Here is a 13,804-nt window from a genome sequence, read left to right on the forward strand (position 1 = left end):
GGCTATGCGTATTCTCGTGTCAGTTAAGACCGAGGGCAGCCCTCAAGGCTACCCTGGACCTTCGGCTGACTACTCTTCGCTAAACAAGTCGCCGCCGTGCATATCGATCATTTCCAGCGCTTTACCGCCGCCACGCGCGACGCAAGTCAGTGGATCTTCTGCAACTACGACAGGAATACCTGTCTCTTCCATCAACAGACGGTCGAGGTTGCGCAGCAGCGCGCCACCGCCAGTCAGAACCATACCACGCTCGGAGATATCGGAAGCCAGCTCCGGCGGGCACTGTTCCAGCGCCACCATCACCGCGCTGACGATACCGGTCAGCGGCTCCTGCAGCGCTTCAAGAATTTCGTTCGAGTTCAGGGTGAAGCCACGGGGTACACCTTCAGCCAGGTTGCGCCCGCGAACTTCGATTTCACGCACTTCATCGCCCGGGTAAGCCGAACCAATTTCATGCTTAATACGTTCTGCCGTCGCTTCACCGATCAGGGAACCGTAGTTACGACGCACATAATTAATCACGGCTTCATCGAAACGGTCGCCGCCGATACGCACGGATGAGGAGTAAACTACCCCGTTCAGGGAGATGACCGCGACTTCGGTGGTACCGCCACCAATATCCACCACCATCGAACCGGTTGCTTCAGAAACCGGTAAGCCAGCACCGATCGCAGCCGCCATCGGCTCTTCGATCAGAAACACTTCACGAGCGCCAGCGCCCTGAGCAGATTCACGAATCGCACGACGCTCAACCTGGGTCGCGCCGACCGGCACGCACACCAGAACACGCGGGCTTGGACGCATGAAGCTATTGCTATGCACCTGTTTAATAAAGTGTTGGAGCATTTTTTCGGTAACGAAGAAGTCGGCGATCACGCCGTCTTTCATCGGGCGAATCGCCGCGATATTGCCCGGTGTACGCCCGAGCATCTGCTTCGCTTCATGACCAACTGCAGCGACGCTTTTCGGCGAACCGGCACGATCCTGACGAATGGCCACAACGGAAGGCTCATTCAATACGATGCCTTGTCCTTTTACATAGATAAGGGTATTCGCGGTACCCAGGTCAATGGACAGGTCATTGGAAAACATGCCACGAAATTTTTTTAACATACTAAGGGATAATCCTGAAAGCTGGGGCGGAAAACAAAATCCGCTTACTTTACCAACCACACGCAGCAGCGACAAGGCGCAAAAATCATCTGCTACGGTGAAAATTAGTGCAGTTCATTTCCTTCGTTACAAATTTACCGGTCCATTCAGTGCTGAAATCTTCAACAGCGCTCCGCGCTTGAATCTGTAACCCGTCAAAGGTTATTAACTGGCATTTACATTGCGATAATCCGGCAGGTAGACAAGCACACCCCCTTCACTATGGCGCGCGTTATTCTACGTGAAATCACGCTAAACGGCAGATCAAACCGAGTATCTTTGCGAATATTTTTTCACATTTGTGTCAAGTGGCTGTGAGGCGGCAAAAAATTCTCCCTGACCACCGGTCACACCGCATTGAGACAGCACCTGCCACTCGCTGCGACTGCGTACCCCGGTTGCAAAAACCTGGACCGGCATGCCTTTACAGGCCTCCACCAGGCTCTGAACCAACAGCTGGTTCTCACTGCGTTTTTCGATATTGCGCGACAGCCCCTGATGCAGCTTAATCACCTCGACGTCCAACTGCTTGATCCAGCTGGTTCCAACCAGCGTTAATCCGGCCTGAACAACGGCAACCCGGATGCCCAAAGCATTCACCAGGCGCATTACCGGTTGTAAGCGGCCGATATATTGACAAACATCTGCCTCTGCAAGTTCAAAAATAATCCGTCGACGTTGCGATTTTTCACACTGCATCAAGGTATCGCGCAGCCAGCGCTGAAATCGCGGGCGGATCAACGACTCCACCGTCACCTGCAAAGCCAGGTTTTCTTCCGGCCAAAAGCTTAAAAACGGCAGCAAGCGCGTAATCTGCAGGCGGTCATACTCTTCCGCCAGGCCAAACTGCTGCACCATCGGCATGTATTCCGCCGCGATCACCTCTTCCGTACCGTCATACAACCGGGACATCAGTTCACGATGATGGACGCGGCCATCGCGGGTGACGGCTGGCTTCTGATACAGCCGCGGTCCGCCGCGGCTGAGCATTTGTTCAATCAGCGTACGCCAGCGGACGTTACCGCGCCCTTTCTCCGGCAACGAATCATCGTAAACCGCCCAGCTATTGCTGCCCTGCAGCACCGCGTTACGCGTTGCTGCCTCGGCATGCTCCATCACCTGAGCCGGGGTTTGCCCGCTGCGGAAGGCGCAGATACCGATGTGCATCATGTCATCGCGGTCCAGAATCCGCGTCGGAGGCAGCGCATCCATCGCTTTTAACAGCTGCCCGGCGATGCTATCGGCCTCTTTTAAGGTACGGTGCGGCAGCAGAACGGTGAAATCGCTCCGGTGGTAGCGCGCCAGCAGCGCCCCCGGATAGCGCATAATAAAAGTAGAAAGCAAATTGATGAGCGTAAAGTAATGTTCTTCCGCGGCGGCCCGTCCCCAGTTATCGCGCAGCAGATCGAATTCCGGAAGGCGGATCATCATCACGATGCCGTACGAACCAACCTTCTCCTGATCTTCCAGCTGGGTGGCCAGCTGATTGTCAAAGAACAGGCGATTATTGAGCCCGGTTTTGGTGTCCTGCGCGGCATAAGAACGAATAAGCGTATCCATGCGGCTGCGCTGATCGCTGGCAAACTGCAGTTCGGATAGCAGCATATCCAGCGCGCTGCTGGTACTCGCCGGCCATTCGTGTACCGACCCTCGCACCTGCGGCCCGCGTTCACCGTTGAGAATACGCGCCGCGCGCACCTCAAGCAGCTCCTGCCCCGCCAGCTGACGGCGGATCCAGCGGACGGAGAAAAAGATAACCAGCACCATAAAGCCAATGGCGACCGATAGCGGCGCGGTGATATGCAGCGAGCGGAAGTAATTGACCATCGGATCGAGATAGACCAGATGGATCGTCATGCCAGGGTGCTTTAGCGACGGCACCGTGATGTCGCGAAACTGATTATTGCTGCCCGGCGGGCGATAGCTTCCGCTACGCGAATGGTTGTAGACCGGCTTGCCGTTGAGCAGGAAGTCAACGTGGACGACCTCCACCGGTGTCATCAGCTCATCCATCTGCGGTTCGAGCGACGCAAAGGAGGAAGAGACCAGACGGTTATCCAGCATCGTCGCCACGGCCTGGACGCGATTCTCCATTTTCTGCTGGATACCGTTATAAAAACTCAGCGAAGCACCTATAAGCGTAACAAAGATGGTCAGGCTGGTAAGCAGCGTGACAAATGCTGAGAACTTCGTCGTTAATCGCATCCCTGTGTTAACTCCGCGAGTGAATGACCGCCCGATAGATATTCAGGCACCGGTACTGGCGCTTTACCTAAAGTAAGCACTAACTTTCTAAAGCGCGAGGCATACTATCAAAGCTGACGTTTCTGGCAATTTATTGCGTTATGTCGGCGTAATAATGCCGATAGCGAGTATAGTCTGCAGTAAAATTTTTCCAATCTTTGCACAAATAAGGACCCGCAGATGCAGGCTTTAATATTAGAACAGCAGGATGGCAAAACAATCTCTTCGGTGCAAACCATTGACGCCGGGCAGCTTCCGGCGGGTGATGTTACCGTCGATATTCAATGGTCAAGCCTCAACTATAAAGATGCGCTGGCCATTACCGGCAAGGGAAAAATCATCCGCAACTTTCCGATGATTCCTGGCATCGATTTCGCCGGCACCGTCCACGCCAGTGAAGATCCGCGCTTCCACTGCGGCCAGCAGGTGCTGCTCACCGGCTGGGGCGTGGGTGAAACCCACTGGGGCGGCCTGGCCGAGCGCGCACGCGTGAAAGGCGACTGGCTGGTGGCCATGCCAGACGGTCTTGATGGCCGCAAAGCGATGGTTATTGGGACCGCGGGTTTCACCGCCATGCTGTGCGTCATGGCGTTAGAAGATGCCGGTATCCGTCCACAGGAGGGTGAAATCATCGTGACGGGCGCTAGCGGCGGCGTCGGCAGCACGGCGGTCGCCCTGCTGCATCGTCTGGGATATCAGGTCGTTGCGGTTTCCGGCCGCGAAAGCACTCATGCATACCTGAAAAGCCTCGGCGCGCAGCGTATTCTCGGTCGCGACGAATTTGCCGAATCCCGTCCGCTGGAGAAGCAGCTGTGGGCCGGAGCGATTGATACCGTCGGGGATAAAGTGCTGGCGAAGGTGCTGGCGCAGATGAACTATGGCGGCTGCGTCGCCGCCTGCGGTCTGGCCGGGGGGTTCGCGCTGCCGACCACGGTGATGCCTTTTATTCTGCGTAACGTGCGCCTGCAGGGCGTGGATTCGGTCATGACGCCGCCCGCGCGCCGCGCAGAAGCCTGGCAACGGCTGGTTCGCGACCTGCCGGATTCGTTCTTCGCCGAAAGCGCCACGGAAATTACCCTCGCAGAAGCCCCGGCATTCGCCGACAAGATCATGAACAACCAGATCCAGGGTCGGACGCTGGTGAAGATCGCCTAATCTGCAATTTTTCGTGACATATTCGCGATAAATCTCCGCCTCCGTCATGCTTAGGAAAAAGCATGCCGGAGGATGTCATGAAACCGAAGAAACTCACGGAAGCCGACGTAACGGCAGAATCCGTTTTTATGCTGCAACGCCGCCAGGTCCTGAAAACCCTGGGCATTACCGCGACAGCCCTTTCGCTTTCCCCCACGGCGCGGGCCGATCTCCTGGACTGGTTCAAAGGCCACGATCGCCCGCCGGCTCCGGCAGGTAAAGCGTTGACGTTCAACAAGCCTGCGGAATGGCAAAGTACGCTGGCGCTCACGCCGGAAGATAAAGTCTCTGGTTACAACAACTACTATGAATTTGGTCTGGATAAGGCCGACCCGGCGGCCAACGCCGGCAGCCTGCGTACCGATCCCTGGACCCTCACCATCGGCGGCGAGGTCGCCAAACCGCTGACGCTCGATCATGACGATTTGACCAAACGCTTTCCGCTGGAAGAGCGTATTTATCGGATGCGCTGCGTCGAGGCCTGGTCGATGGTGGTGCCATGGGTAGGATTTCCGCTGCATAAGCTGCTGGCGCTGGTTGAACCCACCAGCAATGCCCGCTTTGTGGCGTTTAAAACCGTCTATGCGCCAGACCAGATGCCGGGACAGAAGGACCGCTTTATCGGCGGCGGGCTGGCTTATCCCTATGTTGAAGGGCTACGGCTGGATGAAGCCATGCATCCCCTGACGCTATTGAGCGTCGGCGTCTACGGGAAGGCGCTGCCGCCGCAAAACGGCGCGCCGGTGCGCCTCACGGTTCCCTGGAAATATGGCTTTAAAGGCATCAAGTCCATCGTCAGTATTGAACTGACCCGCGAACGTCCGCCAACGACCTGGAATCTGGCCGGGCCGGATGAATATGGCTTTTATGCCAACGTCAATCCGCATGTCGATCATCCGCGCTGGTCGCAGGCCACGGAGCGCTTTATCGGTTCAGGCGGCGTGCTCGATGTTAAGCGTCAGCCGACGTTGCTCTTCAACGGCTATGCTGAAGAGGTGGCATCGCTCTATCGGGGTCTGAATCTGCGGGAGAATTACTAGTGCGCCTGAGCGTAAAACAGATTACCTGGCTGAAGGTCCTTCTCCATCTGGCCGGTTTTTTACCCTTTATCTGGCTCTTCTGGGCCGCACAACAGGGCTACTTTAGCGCCGACCCGGCAAAAGATATTCAACACTTTACCGGTAGGATGGCTCTTAAATTTCTGCTCGCGACCTTGCTTGTCTCGCCGCTGGCGCGCTACGCTAAACAACCTTTATTGATTCTCACCCGGCGTTTATTGGGACTATGGTGTTTTGCCTGGGCGACGCTGCATCTCACCAGTTATACCTTGCTGGAGTTAGGTATCAACAACCTGGCGCTGCTGGGTTCGGAGTTAGTCAGCCGGCCATATCTGACGTTGGGGTTGATCAGCTGGCTGATTTTACTGGCGCTGGCCGCGACCTCTACGCAGGCTGTACAACGAAAATTAGGCCGACGTTGGCAAACGCTGCATAACTTCGTCTATCTGGCAGCGATCCTTGTCCCTATCCACTATTGGTGGTCGGTGAAGATATTATCCCCGCAGCCGGTGATTTACATCGTGCTCGCCGCCTTGCTCTTAGCATGGCGTTACAAGAAGTTCCGCCTGTGGTGGCGATAACCCACAGATATGTGCAGTTTCCCGCAGATCTTTTATCAGCCGCGACTCTTTTAACGATAGCGGTTGATAATCTTCCCTGATAAGACCAGTATTTAGCTGCCAATTGCTACGAAATCGTTATAATGTGCGACTTTGGTTTTCCTGACGGGGTTTTCTGACCCTGAAAAGGTGACAAGCGCGCATCGAAGGTATATTTTGTTTTTTACCCGAAAATGGCAGGAGATAGCCACGTAATGGCTGACAAGTTTCGCATTTTGCTTTTAAACGGACCTAACCTTAACATGCTTGGTACACGCGAGCCTGAGAAGTATGGCACCCTTAAGCTTTCTGAGATTGTTAACCGTCTGGAATCAGAAGCTTCGGCTCTGAACGTGGCGCTGGATCACCTGCAATCCAATGCGGAGTTCGCGCTCATCGACCGAATTCATCAGGCTAAAGACACTGTGGACTATATCCTGATTAATCCGGCCGCGTTTACGCACACCAGCGTGGCTATCCGCGATGCGTTACTTGCGGTGAGCATCCCGTTTATCGAGATTCACCTGAGCAACGTACATGCACGCGAACCGTTCCGCCACCACTCTTATCTGTCGGATATCGCCGCGGGCGTTATCTGCGGACTGGGTGCGGACGGCTATTCATACGCTTTACAGACGGCGGTAAAACGCCTGTCACAATCACACTAAACAAAGAGTACGGAACCCACTCATGGATATTCGTAAGATTAAAAAGCTGATCGAGCTGGTTGAAGAATCAGGCATCTCCGAACTGGAAATTTCTGAAGGCGAAGAGTCTGTACGCATCAGCCGCGCCGCGCCGAATGCAAGCTACCCGGTAATGCAGCAGGCTTATGCCGCGCCAATGATGCAGGCTCAGGCACCGGCTGCAGCAGCACCGGCCGCCGCTGCTCAGGCAGAAGCACCGGCGAAAGCGGAATTCAGTGGTCACATCGTACGTTCCCCGATGGTCGGTACTTTCTACCGCACCCCGAGCCCGGACGCCAAAGCGTTTGTGGAAGTCGGCCAGAAAGTTAACGTGGGCGACACCCTGTGCATCGTCGAAGCGATGAAAATGATGAACCAGATCGAAGCCGATAAATCCGGCGTGGTGAAAGCCATTCTGATCGAAAGTGGCCAACCGGTAGAATTTGATGAGCCGCTGGTAGTCATCGAGTAACGAGGCGAACATGCTGGATAAAATTGTTATCGCCAACCGTGGCGAGATTGCACTGCGTATCCTGCGTGCCTGTAAAGAACTGGGCATCAAGACCGTTGCTGTGCACTCCACTGCGGATCGCGATTTAAAACACGTATTGTTAGCGGATGAAACGGTCTGTATCGGCCCGGCTCCGTCCGTAAAAAGCTATCTGAATATCCCGGCGATCATCAGCGCGGCTGAAATCACCGGCGCGGTGGCGATTCACCCGGGCTACGGTTTTCTCTCCGAGAACGCCAACTTTGCCGAGCAGGTAGAACGTTCAGGCTTTATCTTTATCGGGCCAAAAGCCGACACCATTCGTCTGATGGGCGACAAAGTGTCGGCAATTACCGCCATGAAGAAAGCCGGCGTTCCAACCGTTCCAGGCTCTGACGGCCCGCTGGGCGACGACATGGATGCTAACCGCGCCCATGCGAAACGCATCGGCTACCCGGTGATTATCAAAGCTTCCGGCGGCGGCGGCGGTCGCGGTATGCGCGTGGTGCGCAGCGATGCTGAACTGGCGCAATCCATCTCCATGACCAAAGCTGAAGCGAAAGCGGCTTTCAGCAACGACATGGTTTACATGGAAAAATACCTGGAAAATCCTCGTCACATCGAGATCCAGGTACTGGCTGACGGCCAGGGCAACGCTATCTATCTGGCTGAACGCGACTGTTCGATGCAGCGTCGTCACCAGAAAGTGGTCGAAGAAGCGCCGGCGCCGGGCATTACCCCGGAACTGCGTCGTTACATCGGCGAGCGCTGCTCCAAAGCGTGTATCGATATCGGCTACCGCGGGGCAGGTACTTTTGAGTTCCTGTTTGAAAACGGCGAGTTCTACTTCATTGAAATGAACACCCGTATTCAGGTTGAACACCCGGTTACCGAAATGATCACCGGCGTGGACCTGATCAAAGAGCAGCTGCGTATTGCTGCCGGTCAGCCGCTGTCCATCAAGCAAGAAGAAGTCCAGGTTCGTGGCCATGCGGTGGAATGCCGTATTAACGCCGAAGACCCGAACACCTTCCTGCCGAGCCCGGGTAAAATTACCCGCTTCCACGCGCCGGGCGGTTTTGGCGTACGCTGGGAGTCTCATATCTACGCAGGCTACACCGTACCTCCGTACTATGACTCAATGATTGGCAAGCTGATCTGCTACGGCGAGACCCGTGATGTCGCGATTTCACGCATGAAAAATGCGCTGCAGGAACTGATTATCGACGGTATCAAAACCAACGTCGATCTGCAGATTCGCATCATGAATGACGAGCACTTCCAGCATGGTGGAACCAACATCCACTATCTGGAGAAAAAACTCGGCATGCAGGAAAAATAATCCTGCATGCACAGCAAAAGGCCGGATCATCCGGCCTTTTTTCTTTTTCTCTCTCGTGATCTTGTCCATGCGGTACAATCCCCGCTTTCTTCATCCACCTGGGACTAAAAAATGGACAAACGGTTTGTTCAGGCCCACAAAGAAGCGCGCTGGGCGCTGTGGCTGACCCTTCTCTATCTTGCCGCCTGGCTGGCTGCAGCCTATCTACCGGGTAATGGAATCGGTATAACCGGCCTGCCGCACTGGTTCGAAATGGCCTGCCTGCTGGTGCCCCTGCTGTTTACTTTGCTGTGCTGGGCGATGGTACGGTTCATCTTCCGCGATATCCCTCTGGAGGATAACGATGCAGCTTGAAATCATCGTCGTGCTAATAGCCTACCTGGGCGTGGTATTCGGTCTGTCCATCTACGCCATGCGTAAACGCAGCGAGGGCAGCTTCCTGAGCGAGTACTTCCTCGGTAGCCGCTCGATGGGCGGCTTTGTCCTGGCCATGACGCTGACCGCCACCTATATCAGCGCCAGCTCGTTTATCGGTGGCCCGGGGGCCGCTTACAAATACGGACTCGGCTGGGTCCTGCTGGCGATGATCCAGGTCCCGACGATCTGGCTCTCTTTGGGGATCCTCGGGAAAAAATTCGCGATCCTCGCCCGGCGCTACAACGCCATCACGCTCAACGATATGCTGCAGGCTCGCTATCAGAGTCGGGCGGTGGTCTGGATAGCCAGCGTCAGCCTGCTGGTCGCCTTCGTCGGGGCCATCGCCGTACAGTTTATCGGCGGCGCGCGCCTGCTGGAGACTGCTGCGGGCATTAAGTATGAAACCGGCCTGCTGATCTTCGGCATTACCATCGCGCTGTATACGGCGTTTGGCGGCTTTCGCGCCAGCGTGCTGAACGACACCATGCAAGGTATGGTTATGCTGATTGGAACCATCGTGCTGCTGGTGGGTGTCGTACACGCGGCTGGCGGCCTGCATCATGCGGTGGATACCCTGCAGCAAATCAACCCGCAGCTGGTGTCGCCCGAAGGCGTAGGCGACATTCTGACCCCCACCTTTATGACGTCGTTCTGGGTGCTGGTCTGTTTTGGCGTGATTGGCCTGCCGCATACCGCCGTGCGTTGTATCTCTTATAAAGACAGCAAAGCCGTCCACCGTGGGATCATTATCGGTACCGTGGTTGTCGCCTTGCTGATGTTTGGTATGCACCTGGCGGGGGCGCTCGGTCGCGCGGTACTGCCGGATCTGACCGTCCCGGATCAGGTGATCCCGACCTTGATGGTGCAGGTTTTGCCACCGTGGGCCGCCGGGCTGTTTCTGGCCGCACCGATGGCAGCGATCATGTCGAACGTGAACGCCCATTTATTGCAGGCATCGGCTACGATCATTAAAGATCTTTGGCTGAGCGCACAGCCGACCAAAAGACACAATGAGCTGAAGCTAAAACGGATCTCAACGGCCACCACGCTGGTGCTAGGGATCCTGATGATGCTGGCAGCATGGCGACCACCGGAAATGATTATCTGGTTGAACCTGCTGGCCTTCGGCGGCCTGGAAGCGGTGTTTTTATGGCCGCTGGTGCTGGGGCTGTACTGGGAGCGTGCAAACGCCGCCGGCGCGCTCAGTGCCATGCTCGTGGGTGGCGTACTGTATGCCGTACTCGCAACATTCAATATTCAGTACCTGGGCTTTCATCCGATTGTGCCCTCGCTGCTGCTAAGTTTGCTGGCTTTTGTGGCGGGTAACCGTTTTGGTCAACCCGTACCACCGGCCCCCCTTATGACTACTGACAAATAAAGAGTTTTGCTATGCCTTGGATCCAACTGAAACTGAATACCACCGGCGCACATGCGGAAGAGTTAAGCGACGCGCTGATGGAGGCCGGCGCGGTCTCCATCACCTTCCAGGATACTCACGATACGCCGGTATTCGAACCGCTGCCGGGTGAAACTCGTCTGTGGGGAGACACGGACGTTATCGGCCTGTTTGATGCCGAAAGCGATATGCATGAAGTGGTGGCTATTCTTGAGCAGCACCCGCTGCTGGGCGCTGGTTTCGCGCATAAAATCGAACAGCTGGAAGATAAAGACTGGGAACGTGAGTGGATGGATAACTTCCACCCGATGCGTTTTGGCGAGCGGCTGTGGATTTGCCCAAGCTGGCGTGAAGTCCCGGATGAAAATGCGGTCAACGTCATGCTGGATCCGGGTCTGGCATTTGGTACCGGAACTCACCCGACAACGTCGCTCTGCCTGCAGTGGCTGGATGGTCTGGACCTGACCGGTAAAACAATTATCGACTTCGGCTGTGGCTCGGGCATTCTGGCGATTGCCGCGTTGAAACTTGGCGCGGCGAAAGCGATTGGCATCGATATCGACCCACAGGCGATTCAGGCCAGCCGCGATAACGCCGAACGTAACGGCGTCTCCGAGCGTCTGGAACTTTATCTACCGCAGGATCAGCCAGAAGCCCTCAGCGCCGATGTCGTGGTCGCCAACATTCTGGCAGGCCCATTACGTGAGTTAGCCCCGTTAATCAGCGTGCTGCCCGTTTCAGGCGGCCTGCTGGGCCTTTCCGGTATTCTCGCCAGCCAGGCGGAAAGCGTCTGCGAAGCCTATGCCGAGCGCTTTACCCTCGACCCGGTGGAGGAAAAAGAAGAGTGGTGCCGAATTACCGGCCAGAGAACGTAACCGTGGAATGCGGCCTGCGGGCCGCATTTTTGTTTCCAGTAGCCACCGAATGATGCCAGGAAATGAGAGCCAGATCGCATTACGAAGCACTTTTTTGGCTACAAAAACAGCGTTTTATGCCGTCTGCAGCCACCTTTTTCTAAGAAAAATCGAGAAGTTTTGCGATTTTATAAATGGACACAAATTATCCACTGGCGATTAACGCAATGATTAATATAATAATTTACTCATCGCTTTTACGTTCATCCTGGATTCATTGATCTGTGACAGAGGATTGTTCAAAGTTTGGCCTTTCATCTCGTGCAAAAAATGCGTAATATACGCCGCCTTGCAGTCACAGTATGGTCATTTCTTAACTCATGCGCATCGGACACTATCAGCTCAGAAATCGCCTGATCGCAGCGCCTATGGCTGGCATTACTGACAGACCATTCCGGACGCTGTGCTATGAGATGGGAGCCGGTTTAACCGTTTCCGAGATGATGTCCTCCAACCCGCAGGTTTGGGAGAGTGACAAGTCTCGTTTACGGATGGTGCACGTTGATGAGCCCGGTATTCGTACCGTGCAAATCGCCGGTAGCGTACCGGAAGAGATGGCCGCAGCCGCCCGTATTAACGTGGAAAGCGGCGCCCAGATTATTGATATCAATATGGGGTGCCCGGCGAAAAAGGTGAATCGCAAGCTCGCAGGTTCAGCCCTCTTGCAGTATCCCGAGCAGGTGAAGTTAATCCTGACGGCGGTCGTCAAGGCAGTGGACGTTCCCGTGACACTCAAGATTCGCACCGGTTGGGAGCCGGAACACCGTAACTGTGTAGAAATTGCCCAACTGGCTGAAGAGTGTGGCATTCAGGCTCTGACTATTCACGGACGCACACGCGCCTGTTTGTTTAACGGAGACGCTGAATACGACAGTATTCGGGCAGTTAAGCAGAAAGTTTCCATTCCGGTTATCGCGAATGGTGACATTACTGACCCGCTTAAAGCCAGAGCCGTGCTCGACTATACGGGGGCAGATGCCCTTATGATAGGCCGCGCGGCTCAGGGAAGACCCTGGATCTTTCGGGAAATCCAGCATTATCTGGACACTGGGGAGCTGCTGCCCCCGCTGCCATTGGCAGAGGTTAAGCGTTTGCTTTGCGCGCATGTTCGGGAATTGCATGACTTTTATGGCCAGGCAAAAGGGTACCGAATTGCACGTAAGCACGTCTCCTGGTATCTACAGGAGCACGCCCCAAATGACCAGTTTCGGCGCACATTCAACGCCATAGAGGATGCCAGCGATCAGCTGGAGGCGTTGGAGGCATACTTCGAAAATTTTGCGTAAACAGAAATAAAGAGCTGACAGAACTATGTTCGAACAACGCGTAAATTCTGACGTACTGACCGTTTCTACCGTTAACTCTCAGGACCAGGTAACTCAAAAACCCCTGCGTGACTCGGTTAAACAGGCACTGAAGAACTATTTTGCTCAACTGAATGGTCAGGATGTGAATGACCTGTATGAGCTAGTACTGGCTGAAGTTGAACAGCCCCTGTTGGACATGGTGATGCAATACACCCGTGGTAACCAGACCCGTGCGGCCCTGATGATGGGCATCAACCGCGGTACTCTGCGTAAGAAACTGAAAAAATACGGCATGAACTGATACTAATCAGTTAATTGCTTGTTTTAAAAGGCGCTCTTCGGCATGGGGAAGCGCCTTTTTACTCTCTGACGTTTTTTTCTCATCCCCTCTCTGCCTTCATTCCCATAATACTTATTGCTGCGGTTCCCTTTCCTCCCGGAATAACGTCATACTGTCCATGATGGTAATGACCTGAAACCACTTAATAAACGTCGTCAGGCGCTCCCTGGTCACATTCTCCGCCTTTATTCCGATCGAACAGTATCTGTTTGACCCTTATGGGCCTGAGGGCCTCTACGGCCATTATGGGAACACGTTTAGCTCCCCGTCCTGACGAGTAATCTGAAGCCGCCATTCCCTTTCTTTTGGCCAACGATATGACGAGACGACGATTTAAAAATCAATCTGTTATATCAAGATCTCAGTAATTACGCGGTTTTCTGCGCTATTTCATTATTTTATTCCGCATATTTCCCACATAATTCCCCACTTATCTCCATGATATTTACGCCGGTCATACATTGAGATTATTTCAGCTAGCTGGCGGTTATCGTGTCGATGGTAAAATAGGCCATTCCGTACCGTATCGCAGCCGATACCACCTGACGGATTATTCAGAGGTCTTATTATTGTTACCAACGGTGCGAAAGTGATCCATATCCGACGCCTGAAATTAGATCCAGGGGTTAATCTGCTCTCCTGATTCGGGAGAGCTTATGGTCACT

Annotated in this window: 13 protein-coding genes; 11 read left to right on the forward strand and 2 right to left on the reverse strand. The window is 54.6% G+C overall.

Going from position 1 to position 13,804, the window contains the following annotated elements:
* Nucleotides 1–69 precede the first annotated feature (69 nt).
* Both mreB and csrD read right to left on the reverse strand, forming a co-directional pair.
* Entirely contained in the window at nucleotides 70–1,113 is a 1,044-nt protein-coding gene (mreB, locus tag ACI2JR_RS18105; RefSeq protein WP_002918653.1) for a rod shape-determining protein MreB, read from the reverse strand.
* Nucleotides 1,114–1,416: 303 nt separating this feature from the next.
* Nucleotides 1,417–3,357, reverse strand: a complete 1,941-nt coding sequence (csrD, locus tag ACI2JR_RS18110) for an RNase E specificity factor CsrD (RefSeq protein ID WP_462479141.1) — start codon at nucleotides 3,355–3,357, stop codon at nucleotides 1,417–1,419.
* A 219-nt stretch (nucleotides 3,358–3,576) separates the two neighbouring features.
* On the opposite strand from csrD, the gene ACI2JR_RS18115 reads away from it, so the two are divergent.
* The 11 genes from ACI2JR_RS18115 (at nucleotide 3,577) to fis (ending at nucleotide 13,100) form a co-directional block, all read left to right on the forward strand.
* Nucleotides 3,577–4,551 carry an acrylyl-CoA reductase (NADPH) gene (locus ACI2JR_RS18115; protein ID WP_132729499.1) on the forward strand — a complete coding sequence of 325 codons (975 nt, stop codon included), beginning with the start codon at nucleotides 3,577–3,579 and terminating at the stop codon, nucleotides 4,549–4,551.
* Between the two features lie 77 nt (nucleotides 4,552–4,628).
* Nucleotides 4,629–5,630, forward strand: coding sequence for a protein-methionine-sulfoxide reductase catalytic subunit MsrP (gene msrP, locus ACI2JR_RS18120; RefSeq protein WP_132729498.1), 1,002 nt, complete (start codon nucleotides 4,629–4,631; stop codon nucleotides 5,628–5,630).
* On the forward strand, nucleotides 5,630–6,229 hold the full coding sequence (gene msrQ, locus ACI2JR_RS18125) for a protein-methionine-sulfoxide reductase heme-binding subunit MsrQ (protein WP_462479142.1): 600 nt from the start codon (nucleotides 5,630–5,632) through the stop codon (nucleotides 6,227–6,229). The genes msrP and msrQ overlap by 1 nt, the downstream gene beginning before the upstream one ends.
* A gap of 233 nt (nucleotides 6,230–6,462) precedes the next feature.
* Complete coding sequence (gene aroQ, locus ACI2JR_RS18130) at nucleotides 6,463–6,915, forward strand: type II 3-dehydroquinate dehydratase (protein ID WP_132729496.1); 453 nt, start codon at nucleotides 6,463–6,465, stop codon at nucleotides 6,913–6,915.
* Nucleotides 6,916–6,937: 22 nt separating this feature from the next.
* Nucleotides 6,938–7,405, forward strand: coding sequence for an acetyl-CoA carboxylase biotin carboxyl carrier protein (gene accB, locus ACI2JR_RS18135; protein WP_132729495.1), 468 nt, complete (start codon nucleotides 6,938–6,940; stop codon nucleotides 7,403–7,405).
* A gap of 10 nt (nucleotides 7,406–7,415) precedes the next feature.
* Nucleotides 7,416–8,765 carry an acetyl-CoA carboxylase biotin carboxylase subunit gene (gene accC, locus ACI2JR_RS18140; RefSeq protein WP_132729494.1) on the forward strand — a complete coding sequence of 450 codons (1,350 nt, stop codon included), beginning with the start codon at nucleotides 7,416–7,418 and terminating at the stop codon, nucleotides 8,763–8,765.
* 111 nt (nucleotides 8,766–8,876) lie between these two features.
* Nucleotides 8,877–9,119, forward strand: a complete 243-nt coding sequence (locus tag ACI2JR_RS18145) for a YhdT family protein (RefSeq protein WP_132729493.1) — start codon at nucleotides 8,877–8,879, stop codon at nucleotides 9,117–9,119.
* Nucleotides 9,109–10,560, forward strand: a complete 1,452-nt coding sequence (gene panF, locus ACI2JR_RS18150) for a sodium/pantothenate symporter (protein WP_132729492.1) — start codon at nucleotides 9,109–9,111, stop codon at nucleotides 10,558–10,560. The genes ACI2JR_RS18145 and panF overlap by 11 nt, the downstream gene beginning before the upstream one ends.
* An 11-nt stretch (nucleotides 10,561–10,571) precedes the next feature.
* Nucleotides 10,572–11,453 carry a 50S ribosomal protein L11 methyltransferase gene (gene prmA, locus ACI2JR_RS18155; RefSeq protein ID WP_132729491.1) on the forward strand — a complete coding sequence of 294 codons (882 nt, stop codon included), beginning with the start codon at nucleotides 10,572–10,574 and terminating at the stop codon, nucleotides 11,451–11,453.
* Nucleotides 11,454–11,812: 359 nt separating this feature from the next.
* Nucleotides 11,813–12,778, forward strand: a complete 966-nt coding sequence (gene dusB, locus ACI2JR_RS18160; protein ID WP_132729490.1) for a tRNA dihydrouridine synthase DusB — start codon at nucleotides 11,813–11,815, stop codon at nucleotides 12,776–12,778.
* A 25-nt stretch (nucleotides 12,779–12,803) separates the two neighbouring features.
* Nucleotides 12,804–13,100 carry a DNA-binding transcriptional regulator Fis gene (gene fis, locus ACI2JR_RS18165; RefSeq protein WP_000462905.1) on the forward strand — a complete coding sequence of 99 codons (297 nt, stop codon included), beginning with the start codon at nucleotides 12,804–12,806 and terminating at the stop codon, nucleotides 13,098–13,100.
* The last annotated feature ends 704 nt before the right edge of the window (nucleotides 13,101–13,804 follow it).

The sequence above is a fragment of the Klebsiella sp. NPDC088457 genome, from assembly GCF_044900465.1.
Classification (GTDB): Bacteria; Pseudomonadota; Gammaproteobacteria; order Enterobacterales; family Enterobacteriaceae; genus Klebsiella.

Bases quoted from the DNA above. Each gene is read 5' to 3' on its own strand.
- mreB (WP_002918653.1), bottom strand. From the start codon at position 1,113: ATGTTAAAAAAATTTCGTGGCATGTTTTCCAATGACCTGTCCATTGAC.
- csrD (WP_462479141.1), bottom strand. From the start codon at position 3,357: ATGCGATTAACGACGAAGTTCTCAGCATTTGTCACGCTGCTTACCAGC.
- ACI2JR_RS18115 (WP_132729499.1), top strand. From the start codon at position 3,577: ATGCAGGCTTTAATATTAGAACAGCAGGATGGCAAAACAATCTCTTCG.
- msrP (WP_132729498.1), top strand. From the start codon at position 4,629: ATGAAACCGAAGAAACTCACGGAAGCCGACGTAACGGCAGAATCCGTT.
- aroQ (WP_132729496.1), top strand. From the start codon at position 6,463: ATGGCTGACAAGTTTCGCATTTTGCTTTTAAACGGACCTAACCTTAAC.
- accB (WP_132729495.1), top strand. From the start codon at position 6,938: ATGGATATTCGTAAGATTAAAAAGCTGATCGAGCTGGTTGAAGAATCA.
- accC (WP_132729494.1), top strand. From the start codon at position 7,416: ATGCTGGATAAAATTGTTATCGCCAACCGTGGCGAGATTGCACTGCGT.
- ACI2JR_RS18145 (WP_132729493.1), top strand. From the start codon at position 8,877: ATGGACAAACGGTTTGTTCAGGCCCACAAAGAAGCGCGCTGGGCGCTG.
- panF (WP_132729492.1), top strand. From the start codon at position 9,109: ATGCAGCTTGAAATCATCGTCGTGCTAATAGCCTACCTGGGCGTGGTA.
- prmA (WP_132729491.1), top strand. From the start codon at position 10,572: ATGCCTTGGATCCAACTGAAACTGAATACCACCGGCGCACATGCGGAA.
- dusB (WP_132729490.1), top strand. From the start codon at position 11,813: ATGCGCATCGGACACTATCAGCTCAGAAATCGCCTGATCGCAGCGCCT.
- fis (WP_000462905.1), top strand. From the start codon at position 12,804: ATGTTCGAACAACGCGTAAATTCTGACGTACTGACCGTTTCTACCGTT.